The following is a 19930-nucleotide window of genomic DNA, read 5'->3' on the forward strand; positions in this document are numbered from 1 at the left end:
GAGCGTTGAGCTGGCCGCTTTGCTGACCAATGATGTAAAAATACCGAGCCTTGGGCATTCCGCTTATTTGATGGCGCCAGCTGTCAGGCCTGCTTTCCAGAAGCGTTGCAGGAACAGGAATAGCAACAGCAACGGAATCACGGAAACCAGTGCTCCAACGACTACCAGCGACATTGGCACCTTGCCATTGGAAGCAAACCAAGCCACCAAACCCACTGTCACGGGCTGCAATGAGGAGTCATTGATGACCATTGCAGGCAACAGATAGTTATTCCAGATTTCTACAAAATTGATCAAGAAGATGGTCACCAGAGCGGGCGTCATCATGCGCACACCCACGCGGAAGAAGATCCCAACCTCACTTACCCCGTCAAGACGCGCTGCTTCAATTACTTCGTCAGGTACGGACTGCGCGGCGAAGACTCGCGAAAGGTATACACCGAAGGGGCTGACGATACTGGGCAGCAGGACAGCCAATGGATTATTGATCAATCCCAGCTCTGAAAACATGAGGTACAGGGGCAAAGTGAAAAGAATCTTGGGAATTAGTACCGCTGCTAGCACCACACTGAAAACTACTTCGCGTCCACGAAAGCGGTATTTGGCCATGGCATAGCCAGCCATCGATACCAGTAACGTCCCAACCAGGGCACCGATCCCGGCATAAAATACGGAATTCATAATCCACCGCAGGAAAATTCCGTCGCGTGCCGCCAACAACTCGGCGATGTTGTTCCCCAGGTGCATTCCGTTGAACCAAAAACCTGGAGCAGCAAACTGCTCGCCCATCGGTTTTGAAGCCGACACCAGTAACCACCATATTGGTGCTAGGAAATAAATCGCAAAGCATCCCAACACGATAGTGACAATCAGCCGACTCAACAACGTAGTTTCACGATTTGATTGAACCGGTTTCACGGATACGAGCTTTCCCAGTCTGGATTTAGCAATCGTCGAGCCCGTCTCAGACTGATTGCGGTCCTGCGCGGTAGAAGTACTTATTTTCGAATCTACATGGACGCTCATGAATCGGATCCTCGACGCGGGCGCTCCGTCGCCAGGTAGGGTAAAGGCTGAGCGGATCCAACCTCTCCCAGCGTACGTCACCTCTTTGAGACAAAGCGCGCCCAGATTCACGGCCTTTGAACTTTGTACATTGTGCGCCTAAAACCAAACACGTTCAAACACCAGCCGTGCCGTAGCTCTGACAGTCCGGTTACACCAAAGTTTCATTCTTCAGTCACCTTGATAGTATGGCTTCAAATGGTTAAACGTCTTTCTCCGGTCATCATGCCAACTGTCCTTATTATCGGGTTGGCCTCTTGCTCGTCGATGCCTGAAGTCGATTGGAATCAGTCACAAAACGAGGCAAGTATGTTCCTGGAGGCAGCCACGTCTGCAAAGGGATCCCTCGGTGGGGGCACCCTGCGCGTTGGCCAAGGTACTCCGGGAGATACTGATTCGGGCATCGTTCTCAACTATGACTCCGGCGCCCGGATCACGGGGATCCGCGTCAGTTGCTTCGGAGAGGGAACGCTTCGACTCGGATTCGCCACCCAGACTGGGTCCAGTTGGAGCGGCAACGATACTGTCGAAGTCATCTGCAATGGCGAGGAGAACAACGTATCGGTTTCAGAGATCCTGTCTACGGCACAGGTCGATGCGGTGCAATTCAACGGCATCCTCGGTGAGGGAACGGGTGGAGTCCTCGCCGTGGCTATCTCCGGGGTGGCGAACTAACGCCCGCTGCAGTTGCAAGTTCGGCATTCGAAATCTCCAAAGGCGAACTTACGGCGCTGATAGGCATGATTCTCAAGCAAGTACGCGCCGTTGCGTTCTCCAACCGTGACTGCGGCAGAAAAAAATTTGCCGTACCAGCAGGATGCCGAACCGGAGACAGCACGCGTCGCCGATCTGTCTCCATTTGACTGTATAGCTGGCCGACGGGCGAAACATGATTTCTACCTACATTTTTCCGCAGAGCATTGATCAATGGAAACTGTACGATCCGCCGTATAGCTGTATCAGACGCATAGTCGTCCGTCACTCCATAATGCTTGTGGCCAGCCGGCGCCAGTGCAGAAAGTCCGCATCCGAACAAATCCTCGGACTATCCAAGCCATAGATGCTGCCCGTGGCCCGATGAGGGCACAGGCAGCATCTTGGTTGTTGTCATCAAGTTAGCCGTTGAAGGTGTCCGGGTTTGGGCCGGTGCGTCCATCGCGATCAAGGGCATCAATGCTTGCCAGTTCGTCGCTGGTCAATTTGAAGCCGAACAAGTTCAAGTTGGCGATGATGCGTGATTCAGTCACAGACTTCGGGATGATCACCCGGCCCTGCTGCAGATGCCAGCGCAGGATGACCTGAGCCGCGGACACCTCATGTGCCCGAGCGATGCCCACGATGGTTTCGTCGGTGAGCATTGCACCCTGAGCCAGCGGGCTCCATGCTTCGGTGACGATACCGTGCTGCGCGTTAGCTGCAACGACTTCGCGGTTCTGCAAAGCTGGGTGGAGCTCCACCTGGTTCACGGCCGGAACGATGGTTCCTTCGGCGACCAGCTGCTCCAGGTGCTCAGGCTGGAAGTTGGAAACTCCGATGGCGCGGATCTTCTTCTCTGCATACAGCTTCTCCAGCGCCTTCCACGTCTCAACGTAGAGATTCTTTTCCGGGGCTGGCCAGTGAATCAAGTACAGGTCCAGGTAGTCCAGGCCCAAGCGCTCAAGACTTGCATCAAAGGCTTCCAGCGCCTGCTCGTAACCCATGTCCGCAATCCAAATCTTGGAGGTGATGAACAGGTCTTCTCGGGCGATGCCGGACTGGGCCAGTGCTGCGCCCACGCCTTCCTCATTGCCGTAGATGGCGGCGGTATCGATGCTGCGGTAGCCGGCCTTGAGCGCTGAACCCACTGCAGCAGTGGTCTCTTCGTTGGGAACCTGGAAGACTCCAAAACCTACCTGAGGCATTTCAACGCCATTGTTCAGCGTGATGGTTGGAATGGGGGTAGTCATGTCTAACTCCTAGAAATTGGTTGGGGACTGAACAAAACTGTGGATTAGCCAGCTGTAACCAGCTGGGGTGATGCTGCCGAAGACTTCTTGGCCAAGCCCATGGCCAGGAGAATAACGACCAGTGCGACGAGGGTGATCAGTGCGCCGATCCAGATCGGCGAGGTGTAGCCCAGGCCTGCCGCAATGCCCAGGCCGCCAGCCCATGCGCCGAGCGCGTTGCCGACATTGAACGCACCGATATTGGCGCCGGATGCCAGGGTCGGTGCATTGCCGGCGTACTGCATGATGCGGCTTTGCAAACCGGGAACGGTTCCGAACCCGAAGCCGCCCATCAGCAGCAAAGCGATAACGGTGGCGATCTGGTTGCTTGCGAAGAATCCGAAGAGGACAAGGACCACCAGCAGTGCCGAGATGAAGATGAGCAGAGTGCGGTCGATGCTCTTGTCAGCCATGCGGCCACCGATCCAGTTGCCGACGAACAGACCCACGCCGAAGAGCATCAGCAGCCATGGAACGCTGGTCTCATTGAATCCGGTGACCTCGGTCAGGGTGTAGGCGATGTATGTGAAGGCGCCGAACATGCCACCGTAGCCAAGGACCGTGACACTTAGGGACAGCCAGACCTGCAGCGAGGTGAAGGCCCCGAGTTCTCTGCGAAGGGAGATGCCTTCGGCTGCGTGCTTGATGGCTGGCACCAGCACGAGGATGCCGATCAGGGCGATAATGCCAATGCCGGAGATGGCCCAGAAAGTCGAGCGCCAGCCGGAATGCTGCCCCAGCAGGGTACCGAAGGGAACACCCAGCACATTGGCCGCGGTCAGCCCGGTGAACATGATGGCAATGGCGCCAGCCTTCTTGTTGGCCGGGACCAGGTCAGCTGCCACGACCGCGCCGATGCCGAAGAAGGCACCGTGGCACAGGGCGGCGATGACGCGGCCGATCATGGCCACTTCGTACGTTGCGGCCATCGCGGTAAGCGAGTTGCCGATGATGAAAAGTACCAGCAACCCGACGAGCACCGGCTTGCGCGGCAAGCGGACGGTGGCTGCGGTCAGGCCGAGGGCGCCGACCACCACGCTCAATGCGTATCCGGAAATGAGCCAGCCAGCTGCGGCCTCGCTGACGCCGAAGTCGGCCGCCACATCCGGCAACAAGCCCATGATGACGAATTCGGTAAGCCCGATGCCGAAGGCACCGATGGCCAACGCAATAAGACCGAGCGGCATAGCGTTACTCCTGATAGACTAGATAAATTAGTTGCACACGCTTGTTATTGCGCGATGAACACTATCGTTGCACACGCAACTAACCAGCGCAAGCAAGTACTTTTGGAGGAACCGATGGGAATCGCAGATGATGCTGTCGAAATTCGGGCAAGAGGGTGGCGCACTTTGGCGTCGTTGCACGGATTAATCGATACTGCACTTGAAAAGGACCTGACGGCGCAAGTGGGGCTCTCTGTGGTCGAGTACACACTTCTGGATGCCCTGAATCGTCAGGATGGCTGGCATATGCGCATGGCGCAGCTGGCCCGCGCCACGGCCCTGAGCCCCAGCGCAACGACGCGACTGGTTACCAGGCTCGAAGACCGCAATCTGCTCTCGCGGGTGCTGTGCGCCGATGACCGCCGCGGCATTTACACCGAGCTCACTGCCACTGGCCACGAGCTGTACCAGAAGGCCAAGCCCATTCACGATGCCACGCTGGAACGCGTGTTGAAGCAGGCAGAAGAGCAACCTGAGCTGGCGCCGCTGGCCCGCATTCTCCACGAGTTCTCTGCCGCGTAGCCAATTGCTGAATCCTTGGAAGGGACCGTCCTTGCTGCATCCGAAATTTTCCGCCGTGCTTTTCGATTGCGATGGCGTCCTGGTGGATTCCGAGTCCATCACCAATTCCGTGCTCCGCCAGATGCTCATAGAGCTGGGCTGGGAGATCAGCCCCGAGCAATGCATCGAGATCTTCATCGGCAAGGCGTTGAAAGACCAGTGGCAACCCATTCTCGACCAGACCGGATTCCGGATCGACGACCAGTGGATTAGCCAGTTCCGCGCACGCCGCGACGAAGCGCTGCGCTCGGAGCTGCAGCCGATCCCCGGAGCGCTGGAAGCAGTCAAGCAGATTTCCTCGGTCTACGGCCAGAACATTGCCTGCGCCACCGGCGCAGACCGGGCCAAGGTCGAAATGCAGCTGGCCCTGGCCGGGTTCACCGAGTACTTCGGAGACCGGGTCTTCAGCGGCATGGAATGCCCACGCAGCAAACCGGCACCGGATGTCTACCTGGCCGCAGCCGCGTCACTGGGCATTGACCCAGCTGGCGCACTGGTTATCGAGGACACTGCCACCGGGGTGGCTGCCGGGATCGCGGCCGGCGCGACGGTGTACGGCTATTCCAACGGCGGACCCACGAGCACTTCGCCCGAGCTGCTGCGCGCAGCTGGCGCAACGCAGGTGTTCACCTCCATGGATAAGCTGCCAGCTTTGGCATCCAAGCAATAAGCCAGAGCCCCGGGGAGCTGGCCGGTTCGCCTAATCTTAGCAGGCTCTGCCTGCTCAGAACGTTGAAGCGACCGCCCAGCTGCACCAAAAATGCCAGCCCCATCGAGGTCAGCTAACGGCCGCCGCCTGCTGGTTGGCAGCGAAATACTCGGCGAGCTGTCCATCGAGCGCTGGAATTTGCAGGGCCTCTCCCTCCGCGCGCATTGAGCGGGCGCCGTAGTCGCCCACGGCCACTGCCGCGCGAGCGGCAACCGGGGAAGTATCGGTCGCTCCCCCTACGCGGGCAAAACGCAGGAACTCTGCGATCAAATTCGGATCTGCGCCGCCATGGCCTTCATCATCGCCATTGACTTCGACCTTCAAATCCGGTTCGGCGAATCCATGGGTGCTGCGGGTGTTCCACACGTGAATGAAGTCCCCGGGACCGTCGCCGAAATTCTCCAACCGCCCGGCGCTGCCGATCACTGTGTAGTTGCGCCAATAGTCAGGGGTGAAATGGCACTGCTGGTAGGAAGCCAGCACCCCGTTATCCAGCTTCATCTGCACCATTGACAAGTCTTCCACGTCCAGTTCTGGGTTCAGTTGCGTCTGCTTGGCCGGGGGCCAGTTCGACAGCGAGAACCAGTCGCGCATGCGCAGATCCGAGTTGTCCCGCCGATCGGTGACGTCCCCGTAGACGGCCAGCGCGCCAACGCCCGAAACCTGGGTGCTGTAGCCTCCGGCCAGCCAGTGAATAACGTCAATGTCATGGGCTCCCTTTTGCAGCAGCAGCGTATTCGCATAGCGCTGCTGGGCATGCCAGTCCTTGAAGTAGTAATCTCCGCCGTTGCCTACGAAGTGGCGGCACCAGACGGCCTTGACCTCGCCGATGGTCCCGGAGTCGATGAGCTGCTTCATCTGCCGAATCACCGGCATATGGCGCATATTGTGTCCAACATACAGCCGGGTGCCTGTGCGCCGAGCGGTATCCAGGATCTCGTCGGCCGCTTCCAAAGTGATATCCAGCGGCTTCTCCACGAAGGTCGGAATACCGGATTTCAAGGTGCGCACCACCACGTTCCGGTGCGTGTAGTCGGGGGTGAGCACCAGCACTGCGTCCAGCTCGAAGTCCAGCAATTCCTGCAAATCCCCGGTGACTACCGCATCAGGAAGCGCCTCAGCGGCATCCTGACGGCCGCGTTCGCTGGTGTCGCAAACAATGGACACGACGCTGCCTTCGTTTGGGCGCTGCAGGTAGCGGTGCAGGGAAGCGCGCAGCCCGAAGCCGATAATGCCAACTTTCAAATCCATGTTTCAGTCTCCTTGGGATAGTTCTGTGCTGATGGGGCCCGGATAGAAGCAGCGGGCGCGGTGGCCATCGGCCACCGGATCCAGCTCCGGCTCGCTAGTTGCGCAGTCCGGCCGGGCGACCGGGCAGCGGGTGTGGAAGCGGCAGCCGGAGGGCGGGTCGATCGGCGAAGGCGGGTCGCCTTGCAGCATGATCAACTGGCGCGCATGCGCCGGATCCTGGCGCAGTTCCGGTGCTGCCGAGAGCAATGCTTGGGTATAGGGATGGGCGCTGGCGTCATAGACCTGGGCGTAGGAGCCGGTCTCGATCACCCGTCCCAGGTACATGGTGGCCACGGAGTCGGAAATATGCCGCACGATCTGCAAGTCGTGGGCGATGAAGACGTAGCTCAGACCCAGTTCGCGCTGCAGCGAATCGAGCAGGTTCACCACTTGGGCGCGCACCGATACGTCCAGGGCCGAGACCGCTTCGTCGCAGATCAGCACCTTCGGATTCAGTGCGATGCCGCGGGCGATGCCGATGCGCTGCTGCTGGCCTCCGGAGAAGTTGTGCGGATAGCGTCCCAAATGATCGGGGTTCAGCCCGACCAATTCCATCATCTCGCCCAGATTAGCTCGGCGGGAGCCGCGCTTGGCGATGTCCGGGTGGATTTCGAAGGGCTCGGAGAGGATCTGCTCAATAGTCATGCGCGGGTTCAGCGACGCGTAGGGGTCTTGGAAGATCAGCTGGATATTCCGGCGCATCTGCGCCCGCTCCGCTCCGCGCAGCGCATTGATGTCGTGGCCCTCGAACAGCACCTGGCCAGCAGTGGGCTTTTCCAGCCCGCTGAGCACGCGGGCCATGGTGGACTTTCCACAGCCGCTTTCCCCGATGATTCCCAGGGTCTTGCCCTGTTGCACCTGCAGGTCCACCCCGTCCAGGGCCTTGACTACTTTGCGCGGCCCGATGGGCAGAGAACGGGCCACCGGGTAGTGGCGGGTAACCCCGCGCATTTCCATCAGCGGGGCGGCATCCGGTGTCGCGGTCTCTGGCAGGGTCTGCGGGCTAAGCATGGGCTAGCACCTCCTGGGAGTTGAAGCAGGCCGTGTGGCGCTGCGCGGCGATTTCGTCTAGTTCCGGGACTTCGGTGGCGCACTGCTGGTTGGCCAGAGGGCAACGCCCAGCGAAGGCGCAGCCAGCCGGCAGGTTCAGCAGGTCCGGCGGGCTGCCCGGGATTGCTGGAAGAAGCTGGCCCTTGAGCTCCTCGCTGGCCACCGATGAGGCCAGACCGCGGGTGTAGGGGTGTGCCGGTTCGGAGAGCACCTGGGCGGTGGGCCCGTTCTCCACGATCCGCCCGGCATACATCACCGCCACCTGGTCGGTGACCTCCCGGACCACCGAGATGTCGTGGGTGATCAGGATCAAGCCCATGTTGTTCTCCACCTGCTGCTCGGTCAGCAGCTCCAGGATCTGGGCCTGGACGGTGACATCCAGCGCGGTGGTCGGCTCGTCGGCGATCAGCAGTTGCGGGTCCAGGGCCAGGGCCATCGCGATCACGATGCGCTGGCGCATGCCCCCGGAGAACTGGTGAGGGTAGTCGTTCACCCGACTGGCTGCAACTGGGATGCGCACCCGGTCCATCATCTGGATGGCCGCTTTCTTGGCCTCTGCCGGGCTGTAGCCGCGGTGCACGCGGTACAGCTCGCCGATCTGGCGGCCCACCGGGTGCACGGGGTTCAAGGCGCTGAGCGCGTCTTGGAACACCATGGCCACGCTGGCCGAGTTCAGCTCCCGGCGGCGCTTGGGGGTCACTGCGAGCAGGTCTTCTCCGTCCAGCAGGATCTGCCCACCGGTGACTTTCGCCGGCGGAGTGTCCAGCAGGCCCATGATGGTTCGCGCGGTCACGGACTTCCCTGAGCCCGATTCACCCAGTATGCCCAGGGCGCGGCCGCGCTGCAGCGAGAGATCCACGCCGTTGATCGCGGTGGCAACTCCCTGCCGGGTGGCGAACTCAACGCGCAGGTCCTTGATCTCCATCAGCGGGTTTGCTGCTTCGTGCGCAGTGCTCATCACTTGCCCTTCGGGTCGAACTCGTCGCGCATGGCTTCGCCAAACAGGACGAAGCCGAGCACGGTAATGGTCAGGAATACGGCTGGGAACAGCAGCAGGTGCGGGGCGGCATCAATATAGTCGCGGGCCGCTGCCAGCTGCAGGCCCCAGGACACCGACGGCGGGGTGAGCCCGATGCCGATGAAGGTCAGGCCGGCCTCGGCAGAGATCATCCCGCCCACACCCAGGGTCTGCAGCACGAGCAGCGGGGTGATTGCATTGGGCACGATGTGCTTTGCGATGATCCGCCCATTGCTGGCGCCCAGCAGCCGGGAGGCCTGCACGTACTCGCGGTTGCGCACTTCCAGCACCGAAGAGCGCATGAAGCGCACGCCCCCGGGCCATGCGAACAGGGACAGCGCGAAGATCACGGTCCACACGTTGCGCTCGCTGAACAGCTGCAGCACCACGATCGCGGCCAGGATGAACGGTAGGCCGAAGGCCATATCGCACACCCGGGAAATCACTGCGTCCACCCAGCCTCCGAAGTATCCGGCGACGGCCCCGACCAGCGCGGCGATGCCAAAGGCGATGGCCGAGACCACGATGCCCACTAGGATCGAGGCGCGCGCCCCATATATGACATTGGTATAGTAGTCGCAGCCCTGGATATCGATGCCGAACAGGTGCGCGGCGCTAGGCGGCTGGTTGGATTTGAGGATGTCGCAGCTCTCCGTGGGCCCGGGACCAAAGCCGGTAAACAGCTGAGGGAACGCGGCCATCAGGATCATCAGCAGCACAATGGACCCGGAGATCGCGAAGCGCGGCTTCAGCCACCAGCGCCGGTGCGCGCCGCGCGACTTCTGCGGGGAGCGGTCCACCGCCTGGGCGCCATCGGCGGGATTGACTGTGCTCATGCTCGAACTCATATTCTCACCCGTGGATCGATCAGGCCGTAGGTCAGGTCAACCAGCAGGTTGAAAACCAAGTACACCAGCACCAGCAAGGTAGCGATGCCAACCACGATTGTGCCTTCCTTGTTGTTGATGGAGCTGACCATCAGTCCCCCAATGCCCGGGATGTTGAAGATGGCCTCGATGATGACCGCGCCGCCGAGCATGCCGGCTAGGCTCAGGCCCAGGTAGGTCACCACCGGGATCATGGCGTTGCGCAGTGCGTGGCCCCAGATGATCCGCCGCGGGGAAAGGCCCTTGGCCTTGGCGGTGCGCAGGTATTCAGCGCGCAGCACTTCCACCAGCGAGGTGCGAGTCAGCCGGGCCAGCCCGGCGGCGGCCTCGAAGGCCATGACCAAGGCGGGCAGAATGAAGGCCATGGGCCAGCCCGCGCGGATGCCGGCCGGGTCCACCCAGCCCAAGTGCACACCGAAGTAGGTCTGTGCGCCCAGAGCGATCACGAAGCCCGGTACACCCATGAACAGCACCGTGAACACCAGTGCGAAGTGGTCTCCCGACTGTCCGCGGCGCAGCCCTCCGTAAACGCCGATAACCAGGCCAATGAACAGCTTGAGCACCCAGGCAGTCAGCGCCAGCGCGAAAGTCACCGGCAAGCGCTCGAGGATCAAATCCAGTACCGGGCGGCCGAAGAAGTCGATGCCGAAGTCCCCGCGGAAGACCCCGAGGATGTAATTGCCGTACTGGACGAAAAACGGGTCATCCAAATGGTAGGCCTGGCGGATCTGCATCACGGTGGCCTCGGGCAGCGGGCGTTCGCCGGTGAGCGCCGAGATCGGGTCGCCCGGCATCAGAAAGGTCAGTGCGTAGATAATGAAGGTGGCGCCCAGTAGCACCGGGATCATCTGCAAGATGCGCCGCACGGTATAACCCAGCATTGGTTACCCCTTAAGAAGAATAGTGTGTACCGGCGGGAGGACCCATGACTCGTTTCATGGCCCGCCCGCCGGAGACTGGTGGTGCTAGCAGCCGTAGCCCGCGCGGTAGTACTGCAGGTCGCCCTGCACGTCGTTGAGCACGGCGCACTTGGACTGCAGGCCGTAGTCGGTCGGGATGAACAGCGGGATGGCTGGCAGATCCTTGATGATCTTCGCCTCGGCATGCTTGAACAGCTCGGTGGACTTCCCATCATCCATCTCGGCGCGGGCCGCGCGTAGCAGCTTGTCCACTTCTGGATTGGAGTAGCCGGTGGCCAGATTGCCGTCGCCACCGGTCTCATACTGGCTCAGGTACTGGTCAGGAGACATGTACGACCAGCCCCACAAGCCGAAGGCTGCGCCTTCGAGCTTCTGGTTGTTGCGGCGCTCGGACAGCTCGGTGCCCAGCATCGGCTTCATCTGCACCTTGATGCCCAGGTTGTCCTGGATCTGCTTGGCAATGGCCTGCACCAGCTGCTGGTCGGAGTTGGAGTTGCTTTCGATAGTCAGCGTGCCTTCAAAGCCGCCGTCATCAGCCAGGATCTCCTTGGCTTCCTTGGGGTCGAAGGTGCATGCTTCGCAGGATCCGGGAACGTAGGATTCCAGCGATGGCGGGACCAATGAGTCAGATGGCTCGGCGTGACCCTTGAGCAGCGAGGTGGCGATCGCTTCGCGGTCAATGGACATGGAGATCGCCTGGCGCAGAGCCGGAGAAGTCAGTTCATCGACGTAGGCAGGGACCTGCAATGTCTGCTGCTTGGAGCCGATTGCGACCTTGTACAGCGCTTCTTCGCCCAGCTGGCTGGAAGCCTTGTCCACCATGGTGGCCGGCACGTTGCGGATCATGTCCAGGTTGCCTGCGGTCATGTCGGTGTAGGCCGGATCCACGGAAGTGTAGATCTTACCAATCAGCTTCTCGGCTCCGCCACTGAAGCCCTCGGCACCCTTGAAACCGTCCCATTTCTCCATCACTACCTGCTGGTTGTGATCCCAGGAGTCGAACTTGTATGGTCCGTTAGAAACTGGTGCCTGGTCGTAACCGGTCTCGTCATCGAATGCGCTTTGCGGCATCGGGCAGGTCGGGTTGGTGCTCAGAATTGCCGGGAAGTCGCGGTTCGGCGCCTTCAGAGTGACTTCCATGTGGGTGTCGTCCACAACCTTGACTCCGGAGAGCTCGCTGGCCTTGGCTTTGCCTCCATCCAGCGGGTTCATTTTGTCATAGCCTTCGAAGGAGACGAAGGTGCCATTGCCCTGCCAGGCGTTGGATCCGGTGGCGGTGGCGTTCCAGGCATCGGCGAAGGATTGTGCCGTTACCGGGGTGCCATCGTGGAAGGTCCATCCGTCTTGCAGCTCGATATCCCAGACCTGGGCATCATCGCTGGTCACCGATTTGGCGGCCAGCGGTTCCAGCTTCTGGGTTTCGGAATTCACTTCCATCAGGTTCGCACACAGCGCCATACCGATCTGGCTTCCGGGATCCTTCTGCGGCACGATGCTCTTTGGCTCGCTGGTCATGAATGACAAGGTTGCCTCACCGGATCCATCACCGACTTGCTCCGCTTGGCTGCTGGCTGATGAGCAGCCGGTTGCGGCGAGCATCAGCGATACGACACAGGCAACGAGCGCAGTTTTCTTCTGTCGTTCCATCTTGTTCCTCCCTGAGCGGCTACCGGCACCTGTGCCGGGCTCGTGGCCGCTGTCACTTTATTTATTTTATGAAATAAAGTAAACATTGCAGAAGGTGTGACTGTCAACACTTTCCGGGGCTTATTCTGCCTCTGTCTCCGCATGCAGCCGATCAATAAAGGCCAGCGGATTGGCCAGCACTTCGTTCACCATCAAGCTGGCTGCGAAGATCGACAGCGACAGCGAATGGTCGCTGGAGTAGACTACGCGGCTTGAGGCCTGGGCGCCCTGCAGGGAATTCTCCGCGACCACCGTTTGGACCAGGGTCCGGGTTTCGGGGCGTTCGGCCGGGGTCCCGGCGATTACTAGCAGCCCCGGGTCCAGCAGGTCGAAGAGCATCGCAGCGGCCCGGGCGACAAAGGTGTCGCGATCAGCGACCAGGGCACGGATCTGTTCATCACCAGCGTCATAAAGCCGATCAATATCGCCATAATGCATCACATCAAGGCGACCGGCCTCATGCGCCCGGCGTACGGTAGCTTCGTCGGTTGCCATGACTTGCAGGCAGCCACTGCGTCCGCAATCGCAAGGGAACCCCTGGTCACTGACTTGAAGATGGGCAATGTTCCCGGCATGCTGCGACCAGCCGGCGCGGATCCGCCCGTCACTGACTAAAACCGCGCCCAAATCCGAGGTGATCACCATGAGTAGGAAATCGCGCTCCGTGGCGCCATGCCCATAGAACAGCTCGGACTGCGCCGCTGCGCGGGCATTGTTGTCCAGAATAATCGGCTGGGGCAATTCTTCGAGCATCTGCACCGCGGGAACCTGTTGCCAACGAGCACCGCGATTCTCCACAATCCGCCCGTTGATCCGGTCGACAATGCCGCCGGTGGCTACCCCGGTCCCCAAGATTGGCCTCCCCTTGGCATGCTCGTCCACCAGCTGTTTCGCTTGGTTAATGACCAGCTTGAAGGACTCTTGGGCGCCCAAGCCATCATGCGGCACGAGAACCGAGGCCTTGGCCACCCCATCCAGCCCGGTAAGCACCACGCCGGTGACTCGCGGTCCCAGGTGGATGCCCATCACCAGATTGGACTTGGTATCAACGTGCAATGGGACCCTGGGCCGCCCCTGCCCCACAGCCATTGGTTCGGCTTCGCTGATTAATGAGCTTTCCAGCAAGCTCGCCGCAATGCCGGTAACCGATGCGGCGCTGATGCCCAGGGCATCGGCGACATCCTTGCGGGAGCCGCCGGGCGAAGAGAAAATCTCCTGGAGCACCATCGAGTAGTTGCGCACCCGGGCCGGGTCGGACTTGCGGGACATGCGGAGAAGGTCCTTTCCATGACAGCAACCTGAAGGGGCTACTTGGCTTATTGTGTCACTGTGCGGGTCAACTTCGGGAACACAGGTGGCATTCAGAGGCCATGATTAAGCAGAATTACGCAGCCCAACCAGCTATTACACCAGGAACGAAGCGGACCGGTTCGTTCTGGCTGGTTCGCCATTTTCTGGGGCCGCAACATCCTTTCGGACCACTTTTCGCTGCCCCATTCGCTGGCTGCGGCATATTCCCCGTCAAGCCGCAAGTACGCCATCAACAACATGTGATGCAAGGACTCTCGCATTTCGCTTCGTTCGGCGCAGCGGGTTTCTTTGTACGGAAAACCGGTTGATCGCGCCCATTCCAACGCGCGCACTTTCAGCGGCAGAAGATCCCGTGTGGGAAGCCGCGAAGCTGGTGGGTAAAGTAGGGCGGACTGCGGGAAACAGCGCGCTTCGGAACTTGAAAAGCAATGTTGTGCCCCGTGTGCTAAACCCGGCGATATGGGATCACCTTGCCGCCGATCCACAACACCATCTGCCAGCCCATAGCCCGGTTGGACGGTGCTGCTGTTCAAGGAGCTCGGTCCCCCGCATTCGACATTTCTGCTGCTGTCGCGTAGAGCGTTCTTCTATCGCTGTGGCCGTAAGAGGCTAGCAAGTCGCTTTCATCAGCCCTCGAACCGAGCAGCTTGAAGCACACTTTTCCAGCTAAGAAATACGTCCGCCTTTGCCGAATCGGCGTGGCTGCAAAGCATGGTTGTGGGAAGGCTCAACCAAGTTCATTTTGGTCTTTACTCCTCTCCGACTGGAACCATATCAAGCGAAACGGGCTTCACTGGATTCAGCCATCGAGCCAGGGTAGTCTACGTCCATGCATACCTCGCGCTATGAAGCCGATATGCATCCAGCAGAAGCTGTCGCCAGGCTGCTGGACTAAACGGGAAACACAGTGACCTCAGTGATTCCTCTGGTTACGAATCGTATGTGCTGGTCCTCAATCCGGTCGAACTTCGAGACGGTTCAACTATCCTCCGGACGGATGTCATGGGCAGGAACGGAGTCAGCCTCGGGCATGGATCCAGTGGCCCGAGCTCGCAGTGAAAAAAGACGCCAAGTAACCGGAGGGTTACTGGCGGGTACCCGACAGGGGAAATCCACCCGCCAGTCTTGCAAGGCAACTGACCAAAACCCTCGATCCAGATCCGAGCACCCACTCTTTCGCTTCCTGGGCCGGGTATGCCATGGATTTCATGAACAGACCACGATGTTTTCTCCGTATCAAAGCGAAATGCTGCTCTACTCCGGAAAATTGACGGATCAGCGCGGAGCTTCCCTCTTGTCCACGACGTCAACGGAGCGTGTGCCGATGTACTGGTGGCCCTCGAATCTTCGCTGGTTCGTCGGTCAGGACATCTACGCGAGAAGTCTCGTAGTCGGATGCGAGCGACGGACCGCGCAAAAGATCCTCCAGGATCCTCTTCTTGATGCTTACCCCATCAACCCTTCAGATACCGTACCCTCAAATGAATATTGACCTGGGCAACATCTCTCAGTTCGACGCGCTTCCGTAACTCTTCACCCGCAAATCATCTAGACAACAGTGATGGAATCTTAGAGTAGAGAAAATAGGCTGAAAGCCCAGCTGACCACCTAAAAAGTATTCGAAGCTCATTCCCATGGCGCATTGTGTTACGGACCCGCCCATCGTTCAATTACCGGCAATCGCCGCTGATTCGGAATCGGTAAGCAGGATTCCCAATGTTTCACGGCCAATGACGCCCAAATGATCATCAGGGCCGAGGTCTGCGGTCAACATTGCATATCTCAGACCCCAGCCTCGACTACGTCGCCATAACGAGCTTCGGGGTTCTGCCCCGTACTGGTCGAATGCCTCCGAAATTGCTGCAGGGCTGAAATGCATCCAGAACATGCCAAGGTCGCTGGCTGGATCACCAATGCAGAGATCTCCGAAATCAACCAACGAAACCGTGGCATCGTCGTTGGCTGAGTCGTTGACAATCGTGTTGTGCGGATGCGGATCACCATGCAACCAAAGTGGTGCGCCTTCATGCGGTGCCGCGGCCACTGCGTCTTCCCAGAGTGCAAGGGCCGGTTCGTGCAATGTAGGGTCCAGCGCCGAAATCTGCTTGCGGGTTTTCTTGTCGAGCGCGGCCAGCGGCACCCCGCGGAATTCACTGTGCGGTCTGGACGCTCCGGCAGGCTGGTGCAGCCGGTACAAGTACTGCGCGAATTCTCCGGCGTAGCCATCGCGCCTGCGGCGGTCCACCGTCGCGGCGCTGCGGCCCGGGACATAGGGGCAAATGGAGAACGTGAAGGGGTACTGCGGTGCGGGCCGTCCAACGAAGACCGGCATGGCGATGGGCAGGCCGGTCTCGGCGGCCAATTGCGGCAGCCAACGCCGTTCCTTGAGTCCAATGGCCTCGCCTAGTTCCCGGCGCGGCAGGCGCACCACCAGCTCAGCACCCAGCCGGTACACCTCGTTATCCCACCCGGTAGCCAGATAGGCAATGTCCTGGTTCGCCCAGTGCGGCGCCTGGCTAACCAGCAGGTGCCTGACCAGCTCCGCGTCAATTTCAACTTCGGCTGGCGGCATTCCCTTATCCGTGGAGACAGAAGAAGTCATTGCTCAATGCTAGTGCACCCCGCATGGCTCACCCTGCCGCGCGAATCGTTCTAGAATCGGTGCATGGACTCCCCTGCACCCGGCGAGCAGATCCTCGCCACGCTCCTGCTGGAGAAATTCGACCAGCTTACCGAAACCTTGGCGAGCATTCCGCAGGAACAGGCCAATAGCGTCCTGCCCGTTCACGGCAGCAATTCGCCGGTGCAGCTGGTGCTGCATTGCTGCGGGATGATGCGCCGCTGGTCTTCCACGGTCAATCTCGGCATCGAGGTCCCCCGCGATCGGGCCGCCGAGTTCACCGCGGTGATGGACAAGGAGACTGCCCTGCAACTGGCGCATGAGGCCAGGAAGGCGTTCGCCAACGACCTGGCGTTCACTGCCATGCATGATGCTCCCGTTGCGGCCCCGCCAGGCAGGGAGGGCGAATACTGGATGTCCACCTGCCAGGGCGTGCTGCTGCATGTGCTCGAAGAGCTCTGCCAGCACTTGGGGCATCTGGAAATCACCCGGGATCACTTGGCCAAAGACGCGTCGTGAAAGGCATCCGGCAGGTCACAGCTGGCCTACCCATGGCCTTTCCCGGGGCCTGAAGAGCGTCCGCGCGCAGAGCCGTCCCAAACGAGCAAGGCTCCTGCAACAGGCAAGAACAAGAGAGCTGGAAGCCACTGGAATGCCATCAATGCCACCATGGCGGCCAGCAGCATGGCCAGCGCCGCGATTCTGGGCCATGCAGCCATGGCTACCCTCCTAGAAGCCTTCTACCGCTCAGCGGTAGTTGATTTGGTGTGATGAAACCCTAGCAGGATCAGTGCGCAGTTGCCAGAGGCGCCAAATCAAATGCCGCAGGACCGCGCGCCGCTCACAGGTCCAGATCTTCCCAATCGAAGCGGGTAGCGGTCCCGGATTCCCAATCCTGGCGCAGGATCGCGTAGGCAACCGAGGCGAGATGGCGCCCGTCGCCGGTGGGCCACGCCATCCGGTAATGCGCCTCCTTGAGGAACCCGGCGCGAAGAAAAGTCTTGCGCATCGCGATGTTGTCTTCCCTGGTTTGGCCTTCGAAGCGCAAGGTGCCGGGGAAATCAGTGAACACCTTGGCAGTCAATTCCCTCAGTACGAGGGTACCCAGGCCTGATCCCCGGTGCTTTTCCGCCAAGCGCAGGTCAAGCATGGGAGTGTCGTCTTCCAGATCTTCGAGTACTGCCATTCCCAAGCATTCTCCCTCGCCAATAATCCAGAATCCTTGGCGCTCGCTGTTCCAATATCTTCCGCTATCGACTAGTCGTCTCAGCTCCGGCTCTGTCCAGTTCCGACGGACATGGAATGGGAAGCTGTTGCTTGATAGAAAAGCGGCGATGGCACTGCTGTCTTCCGGTGCCATTGCTGTGAACGAGATATTCATGGGGCAAGCCTATAGAAGACATGCCGGATCCAGTCAGCGTAAACATGAATCCGGTGGCGACAGCACCCGGCCGAATATCTGCTTCCATGTCAGGCCGCTTTCAATGAATCCAGAATCTCTTGCGTCGAAACCACCAGCGCAAAGCCGTCTCCGTGAAGATTGGTCGCCGTAACCTGCATCAGAGTGGCTGCCGGTATTACCGTGCCGTCAGGTCCTGCCAGATCAAAAGTTCGTGTGGCATCGAGAGGCACAATGACGTCAAATCCCAGATTTCCGCCCATCCGGGCGGTGGTTTCTACACACAAGTTGGTTTGGATTCCGCAAACCACGATCTTTTTGATCTGATTGGACCTCAGCCACTGGCCCAAATCCGGGAAGCCATAAAATGATGAGTTCACTGACTTGGTTACGAACAGATCAGGGGTGACCACTTGCACCGATTCGTGAAGATTATTGCCGGGACTTTCCACGAACAAGGGCGAGTCCGAATTTCGGCTATCGTGCCTGACGATCACTATCGGCAGGTTCTTTTCGGACCACTCCAAGAGAAGCCGGTCAACGTTGTTCTCGCATTGCGGGTAGTTGGTTGTCGGGCCCCATGAGGTGTCGTAGAAACCCTGTTGCATGTCAACCACGATCAATGCGGTCTTTGTACTTGTCATCATGCTTCTACTTCATCAGGGATAGAGCTACCCAACCAGTGGCATAAATGACATGGTTCGATAAGATTGCGCCATGACCATCGTGGGGATTCTAGTTGGGCCGGGCCGTCGAGCATTTGATATCGAAGTTGCACGTGAGGTGTACGACGACCGAACCGACCGTGGTCTCCCCCGGCCCGCAGTTCGAATCCTCGCAGCAACCACGGTCACCGATCTTGACCCGGTTCGCTCAATACGGCGCACACATCCGCTTGCTTCGGTGGAGGAACTCGACATGATGGTGGTTCCAGGAAGCGAGAATCCGCTCGCAGAACCTCACCCGCAGGAAGTTGCAGCAGTTGCACGAGCTGCTTCCGCCGGGGTTCTTGTCGCCTCATTGTGTACCGGCGCATTCACACTCGCTGCTGCAGGACTGCTCGATGGGCGAAGCGCGACGACCCACTGGCGTTTTGCCAATGAACTTGCAAGGCGTTATCCAGAGGTCAACGTCAAGTCGAGGGATTTGTATTGTGGCGAGGACAAAGTATGGACTTCGGCTGGAGTCACCGCAGGAGTTGATCTATTACTCCATCTAGTACGTCTGGACTGGGGAACCAGCGCTGCAGAAACTATCGCGAAGGCCATGGTCACCCCTGTTTTCAGACCGGGAACCCAAGCGCAATACGCGGATACCAGCATTCCTGGGAATTCATCGCCGTCAGTTGAACAACTGCATCTGGCAGTCAGCCAAGATCTTCAACGGCATTGGAACGTCCAGGAACTAGCAGCGGTCTGCGCAATGTCACCACGGACTTTTCACCGGTGGTTCTCAGACGCGGTCGGGACAACACCTATTGCATGGCTCAATGATCTTCGAGTCAGCGAGGCCCAACGCCTACTGGAACAGAGCGACCTGTCGGTTGGCGCCGTTGCCCGTCAGGTTGGCTTTGCTTCTGATGATCTGCTGCGCAAGCATTTCTCGTCGCGATTGGGGATCACGCCGACCGGCCATGCAGCGGCTTTCCGTCGACAACGTCCTTGATGAATTGCGCCTTGCCTCGCGCATAAGCGATCCTGTCATCCCCGACCCTCGTGGCCAAGTCCTGTTTCAGCTCGGCATATGCGGTAGCAATATTGGCGTCTTCCCTCAGTCGATCGCGGAACACCAGATGCTCGCGTTCCCAGACCGAACCGAGTTGGCACACGTGAACATGCACTGTTCGGGGCTCTCCCGCGGGCGGACGAAAGAAGAGATGGCCGGTCTCCCGTTGCCGCAGCACAAGCCCCAGCGTTTCGAGGCCGCTGCGGTACGCGGACTCTTCTGAAATATCCGGAACAGCTAGTTGGAGGTCGAGAACTGGTTTGGCGATGAGGCCCGGTACTGCTGTCGACCCGATATGCTCTGCAGATGCCGCGGCAGGACCAATGGCGTCCTGGATGCGCAGCATCCAATCAGCGGCCTGGTCGGCCCACGACGGATCATGCTCGACAAGATGGACAGGTTCACCACCGGGCTTATCGAACCATTCGCTATTCATCTATCCAGTATGCCTCGATGCCGGAAGCCGGAAGGTGCGATT

At 59.6% G+C, this 19930-nt stretch carries 21 protein-coding genes; 6 read left to right on the plus strand and 15 right to left on the minus strand.

The window, feature by feature from the left end:
• Positions 1 to 63: 63 nt before the first annotated feature.
• Positions 64 to 1026, minus strand: coding sequence for a carbohydrate ABC transporter permease (locus tag ACNPM8_RS13455; RefSeq protein ID WP_105661761.1), 963 nt, complete (start codon positions 1024 to 1026; stop codon positions 64 to 66).
• 237 nt (positions 1027 to 1263) lie between these two features.
• Between ACNPM8_RS13455 and ACNPM8_RS13460 the strand changes: the two genes are divergently transcribed.
• A complete protein-coding gene (locus tag ACNPM8_RS13460; RefSeq protein WP_146112254.1) occupies positions 1264 to 1740 on the plus strand; it encodes a hypothetical protein in 477 nt (158 codons plus the stop codon).
• 440 nt (positions 1741 to 2180) lie between these two features.
• On the opposite strand, the gene ACNPM8_RS13465 is transcribed toward ACNPM8_RS13460, so the two are convergent.
• The gene (locus ACNPM8_RS13465; RefSeq protein ID WP_105657171.1) at positions 2181 to 3011 is read right to left on the minus strand and encodes an aldo/keto reductase; all 831 of its coding nucleotides are present in this window, start codon (positions 3009 to 3011) and stop codon (positions 2181 to 2183) included.
• 44 nt (positions 3012 to 3055) lie between these two features.
• On the minus strand, positions 3056 to 4237 hold the full coding sequence (locus ACNPM8_RS13470) for an MFS transporter (RefSeq protein WP_448940005.1): 1182 nt from the start codon (positions 4235 to 4237) through the stop codon (positions 3056 to 3058).
• Between the two features lie 114 nt (positions 4238 to 4351).
• Between ACNPM8_RS13470 and ACNPM8_RS13475 the strand changes: the two genes are divergently transcribed.
• Together ACNPM8_RS13475 and ACNPM8_RS13480 are read left to right on the plus strand one after the other, a co-directional pair.
• Entirely contained in the window at positions 4352 to 4798 is a 447-nt protein-coding gene (locus ACNPM8_RS13475) for a MarR family winged helix-turn-helix transcriptional regulator (protein WP_332503593.1), read from the plus strand.
• A 55-nt stretch (positions 4799 to 4853) separates the two neighbouring features.
• The gene (locus ACNPM8_RS13480; RefSeq protein WP_388024072.1) at positions 4854 to 5507 is read left to right on the plus strand and encodes an HAD family hydrolase; all 654 of its coding nucleotides are present in this window, start codon (positions 4854 to 4856) and stop codon (positions 5505 to 5507) included.
• 108 nt (positions 5508 to 5615) lie between these two features.
• Here the strand turns inward: ACNPM8_RS13480 and ACNPM8_RS13485 are convergent, their stop codons facing one another.
• The 7 genes from ACNPM8_RS13485 to ACNPM8_RS13515 form a co-directional block, all read right to left on the minus strand.
• A complete protein-coding gene (locus ACNPM8_RS13485) occupies positions 5616 to 6797 on the minus strand; it encodes a Gfo/Idh/MocA family protein (RefSeq protein WP_388024074.1) in 1182 nt (393 codons plus the stop codon).
• Positions 6798 to 6800: 3 nt separating this feature from the next.
• Positions 6801 to 7847 (minus strand): ABC transporter ATP-binding protein, encoded by a 1047-nt coding sequence (locus ACNPM8_RS13490; protein ID WP_105657167.1) that lies wholly within the window; start codon positions 7845 to 7847, stop codon positions 6801 to 6803.
• Complete coding sequence (locus ACNPM8_RS13495) at positions 7840 to 8844, minus strand: ABC transporter ATP-binding protein (protein WP_448940006.1); 1005 nt, start codon at positions 8842 to 8844, stop codon at positions 7840 to 7842. The genes ACNPM8_RS13490 and ACNPM8_RS13495 overlap by 8 nt, the downstream gene beginning before the upstream one ends.
• Positions 8844 to 9740, minus strand: a complete 897-nt coding sequence (locus tag ACNPM8_RS13500) for an ABC transporter permease (protein ID WP_105657165.1) — start codon at positions 9738 to 9740, stop codon at positions 8844 to 8846. The genes ACNPM8_RS13495 and ACNPM8_RS13500 overlap by 1 nt, the downstream gene beginning before the upstream one ends.
• 8 nt (positions 9741 to 9748) lie before the next feature.
• Positions 9749 to 10672 carry an ABC transporter permease gene (locus ACNPM8_RS13505; protein ID WP_105657164.1) on the minus strand — a complete coding sequence of 308 codons (924 nt, stop codon included), beginning with the start codon at positions 10670 to 10672 and terminating at the stop codon, positions 9749 to 9751.
• Between the two features lie 84 nt (positions 10673 to 10756).
• On the minus strand, positions 10757 to 12358 hold the full coding sequence (locus ACNPM8_RS13510) for a peptide ABC transporter substrate-binding protein (RefSeq protein ID WP_105657163.1): 1602 nt from the start codon (positions 12356 to 12358) through the stop codon (positions 10757 to 10759).
• A gap of 120 nt (positions 12359 to 12478) precedes the next feature.
• Positions 12479 to 13666, minus strand: a complete 1188-nt coding sequence (locus ACNPM8_RS13515) for an ROK family protein (RefSeq protein WP_105657162.1) — start codon at positions 13664 to 13666, stop codon at positions 12479 to 12481.
• 101 nt (positions 13667 to 13767) lie between these two features.
• On the opposite strand from ACNPM8_RS13515, the gene ACNPM8_RS13520 reads away from it, so the two are divergent.
• Positions 13768 to 14016, plus strand: coding sequence for a hypothetical protein (locus ACNPM8_RS13520; protein ID WP_448940007.1), 249 nt, complete (start codon positions 13768 to 13770; stop codon positions 14014 to 14016).
• A 1358-nt stretch (positions 14017 to 15374) separates the two neighbouring features.
• Here the strand turns inward: ACNPM8_RS13520 and ACNPM8_RS13525 are convergent.
• A complete protein-coding gene (locus ACNPM8_RS13525) occupies positions 15375 to 16310 on the minus strand; it encodes an aminoglycoside phosphotransferase family protein (protein ID WP_448940008.1) in 936 nt (311 codons plus the stop codon).
• Between the two features lie 63 nt (positions 16311 to 16373).
• Between ACNPM8_RS13525 and ACNPM8_RS13530 the strand changes: the two genes are divergently transcribed.
• A complete protein-coding gene (locus ACNPM8_RS13530) occupies positions 16374 to 16847 on the plus strand; it encodes a mycothiol transferase (RefSeq protein WP_332727279.1) in 474 nt (157 codons plus the stop codon).
• A 26-nt stretch (positions 16848 to 16873) separates the two neighbouring features.
• On the opposite strand, the gene ACNPM8_RS13535 is transcribed toward ACNPM8_RS13530, so the two are convergent.
• The 3 genes from ACNPM8_RS13535 to ACNPM8_RS13545 form a co-directional block, all read right to left on the minus strand.
• On the minus strand, positions 16874 to 17047 hold the full coding sequence (locus tag ACNPM8_RS13535) for a hypothetical protein (RefSeq protein ID WP_388024080.1): 174 nt from the start codon (positions 17045 to 17047) through the stop codon (positions 16874 to 16876).
• 122 nt (positions 17048 to 17169) lie between these two features.
• Positions 17170 to 17709: a GNAT family N-acetyltransferase gene (locus tag ACNPM8_RS13540; RefSeq protein ID WP_448940009.1), complete on the minus strand. Its 540-nt coding sequence runs from the start codon at positions 17707 to 17709 to the stop codon at positions 17170 to 17172.
• A gap of 89 nt (positions 17710 to 17798) precedes the next feature.
• A complete protein-coding gene (locus ACNPM8_RS13545; RefSeq protein WP_448940010.1) occupies positions 17799 to 18374 on the minus strand; it encodes a cysteine hydrolase family protein in 576 nt (191 codons plus the stop codon).
• Positions 18375 to 18444: 70 nt separating this feature from the next.
• Between ACNPM8_RS13545 and ACNPM8_RS13550 the strand changes: the two genes are divergently transcribed.
• Positions 18445 to 19392 (plus strand): GlxA family transcriptional regulator, encoded by a 948-nt coding sequence (locus ACNPM8_RS13550; RefSeq protein WP_388024085.1) that lies wholly within the window; start codon positions 18445 to 18447, stop codon positions 19390 to 19392.
• Here ACNPM8_RS13550 and ACNPM8_RS13555 read toward each other — a convergent pair.
• A complete protein-coding gene (locus ACNPM8_RS13555) occupies positions 19346 to 19888 on the minus strand; it encodes a GrpB family protein (protein WP_388024087.1) in 543 nt (180 codons plus the stop codon). The genes ACNPM8_RS13550 and ACNPM8_RS13555 overlap by 47 nt on opposite strands.
• Between the last annotated feature and the right edge of the window lie 42 nt (positions 19889 to 19930).

The organism is Glutamicibacter sp. AGC46 (assembly GCF_053543715.1).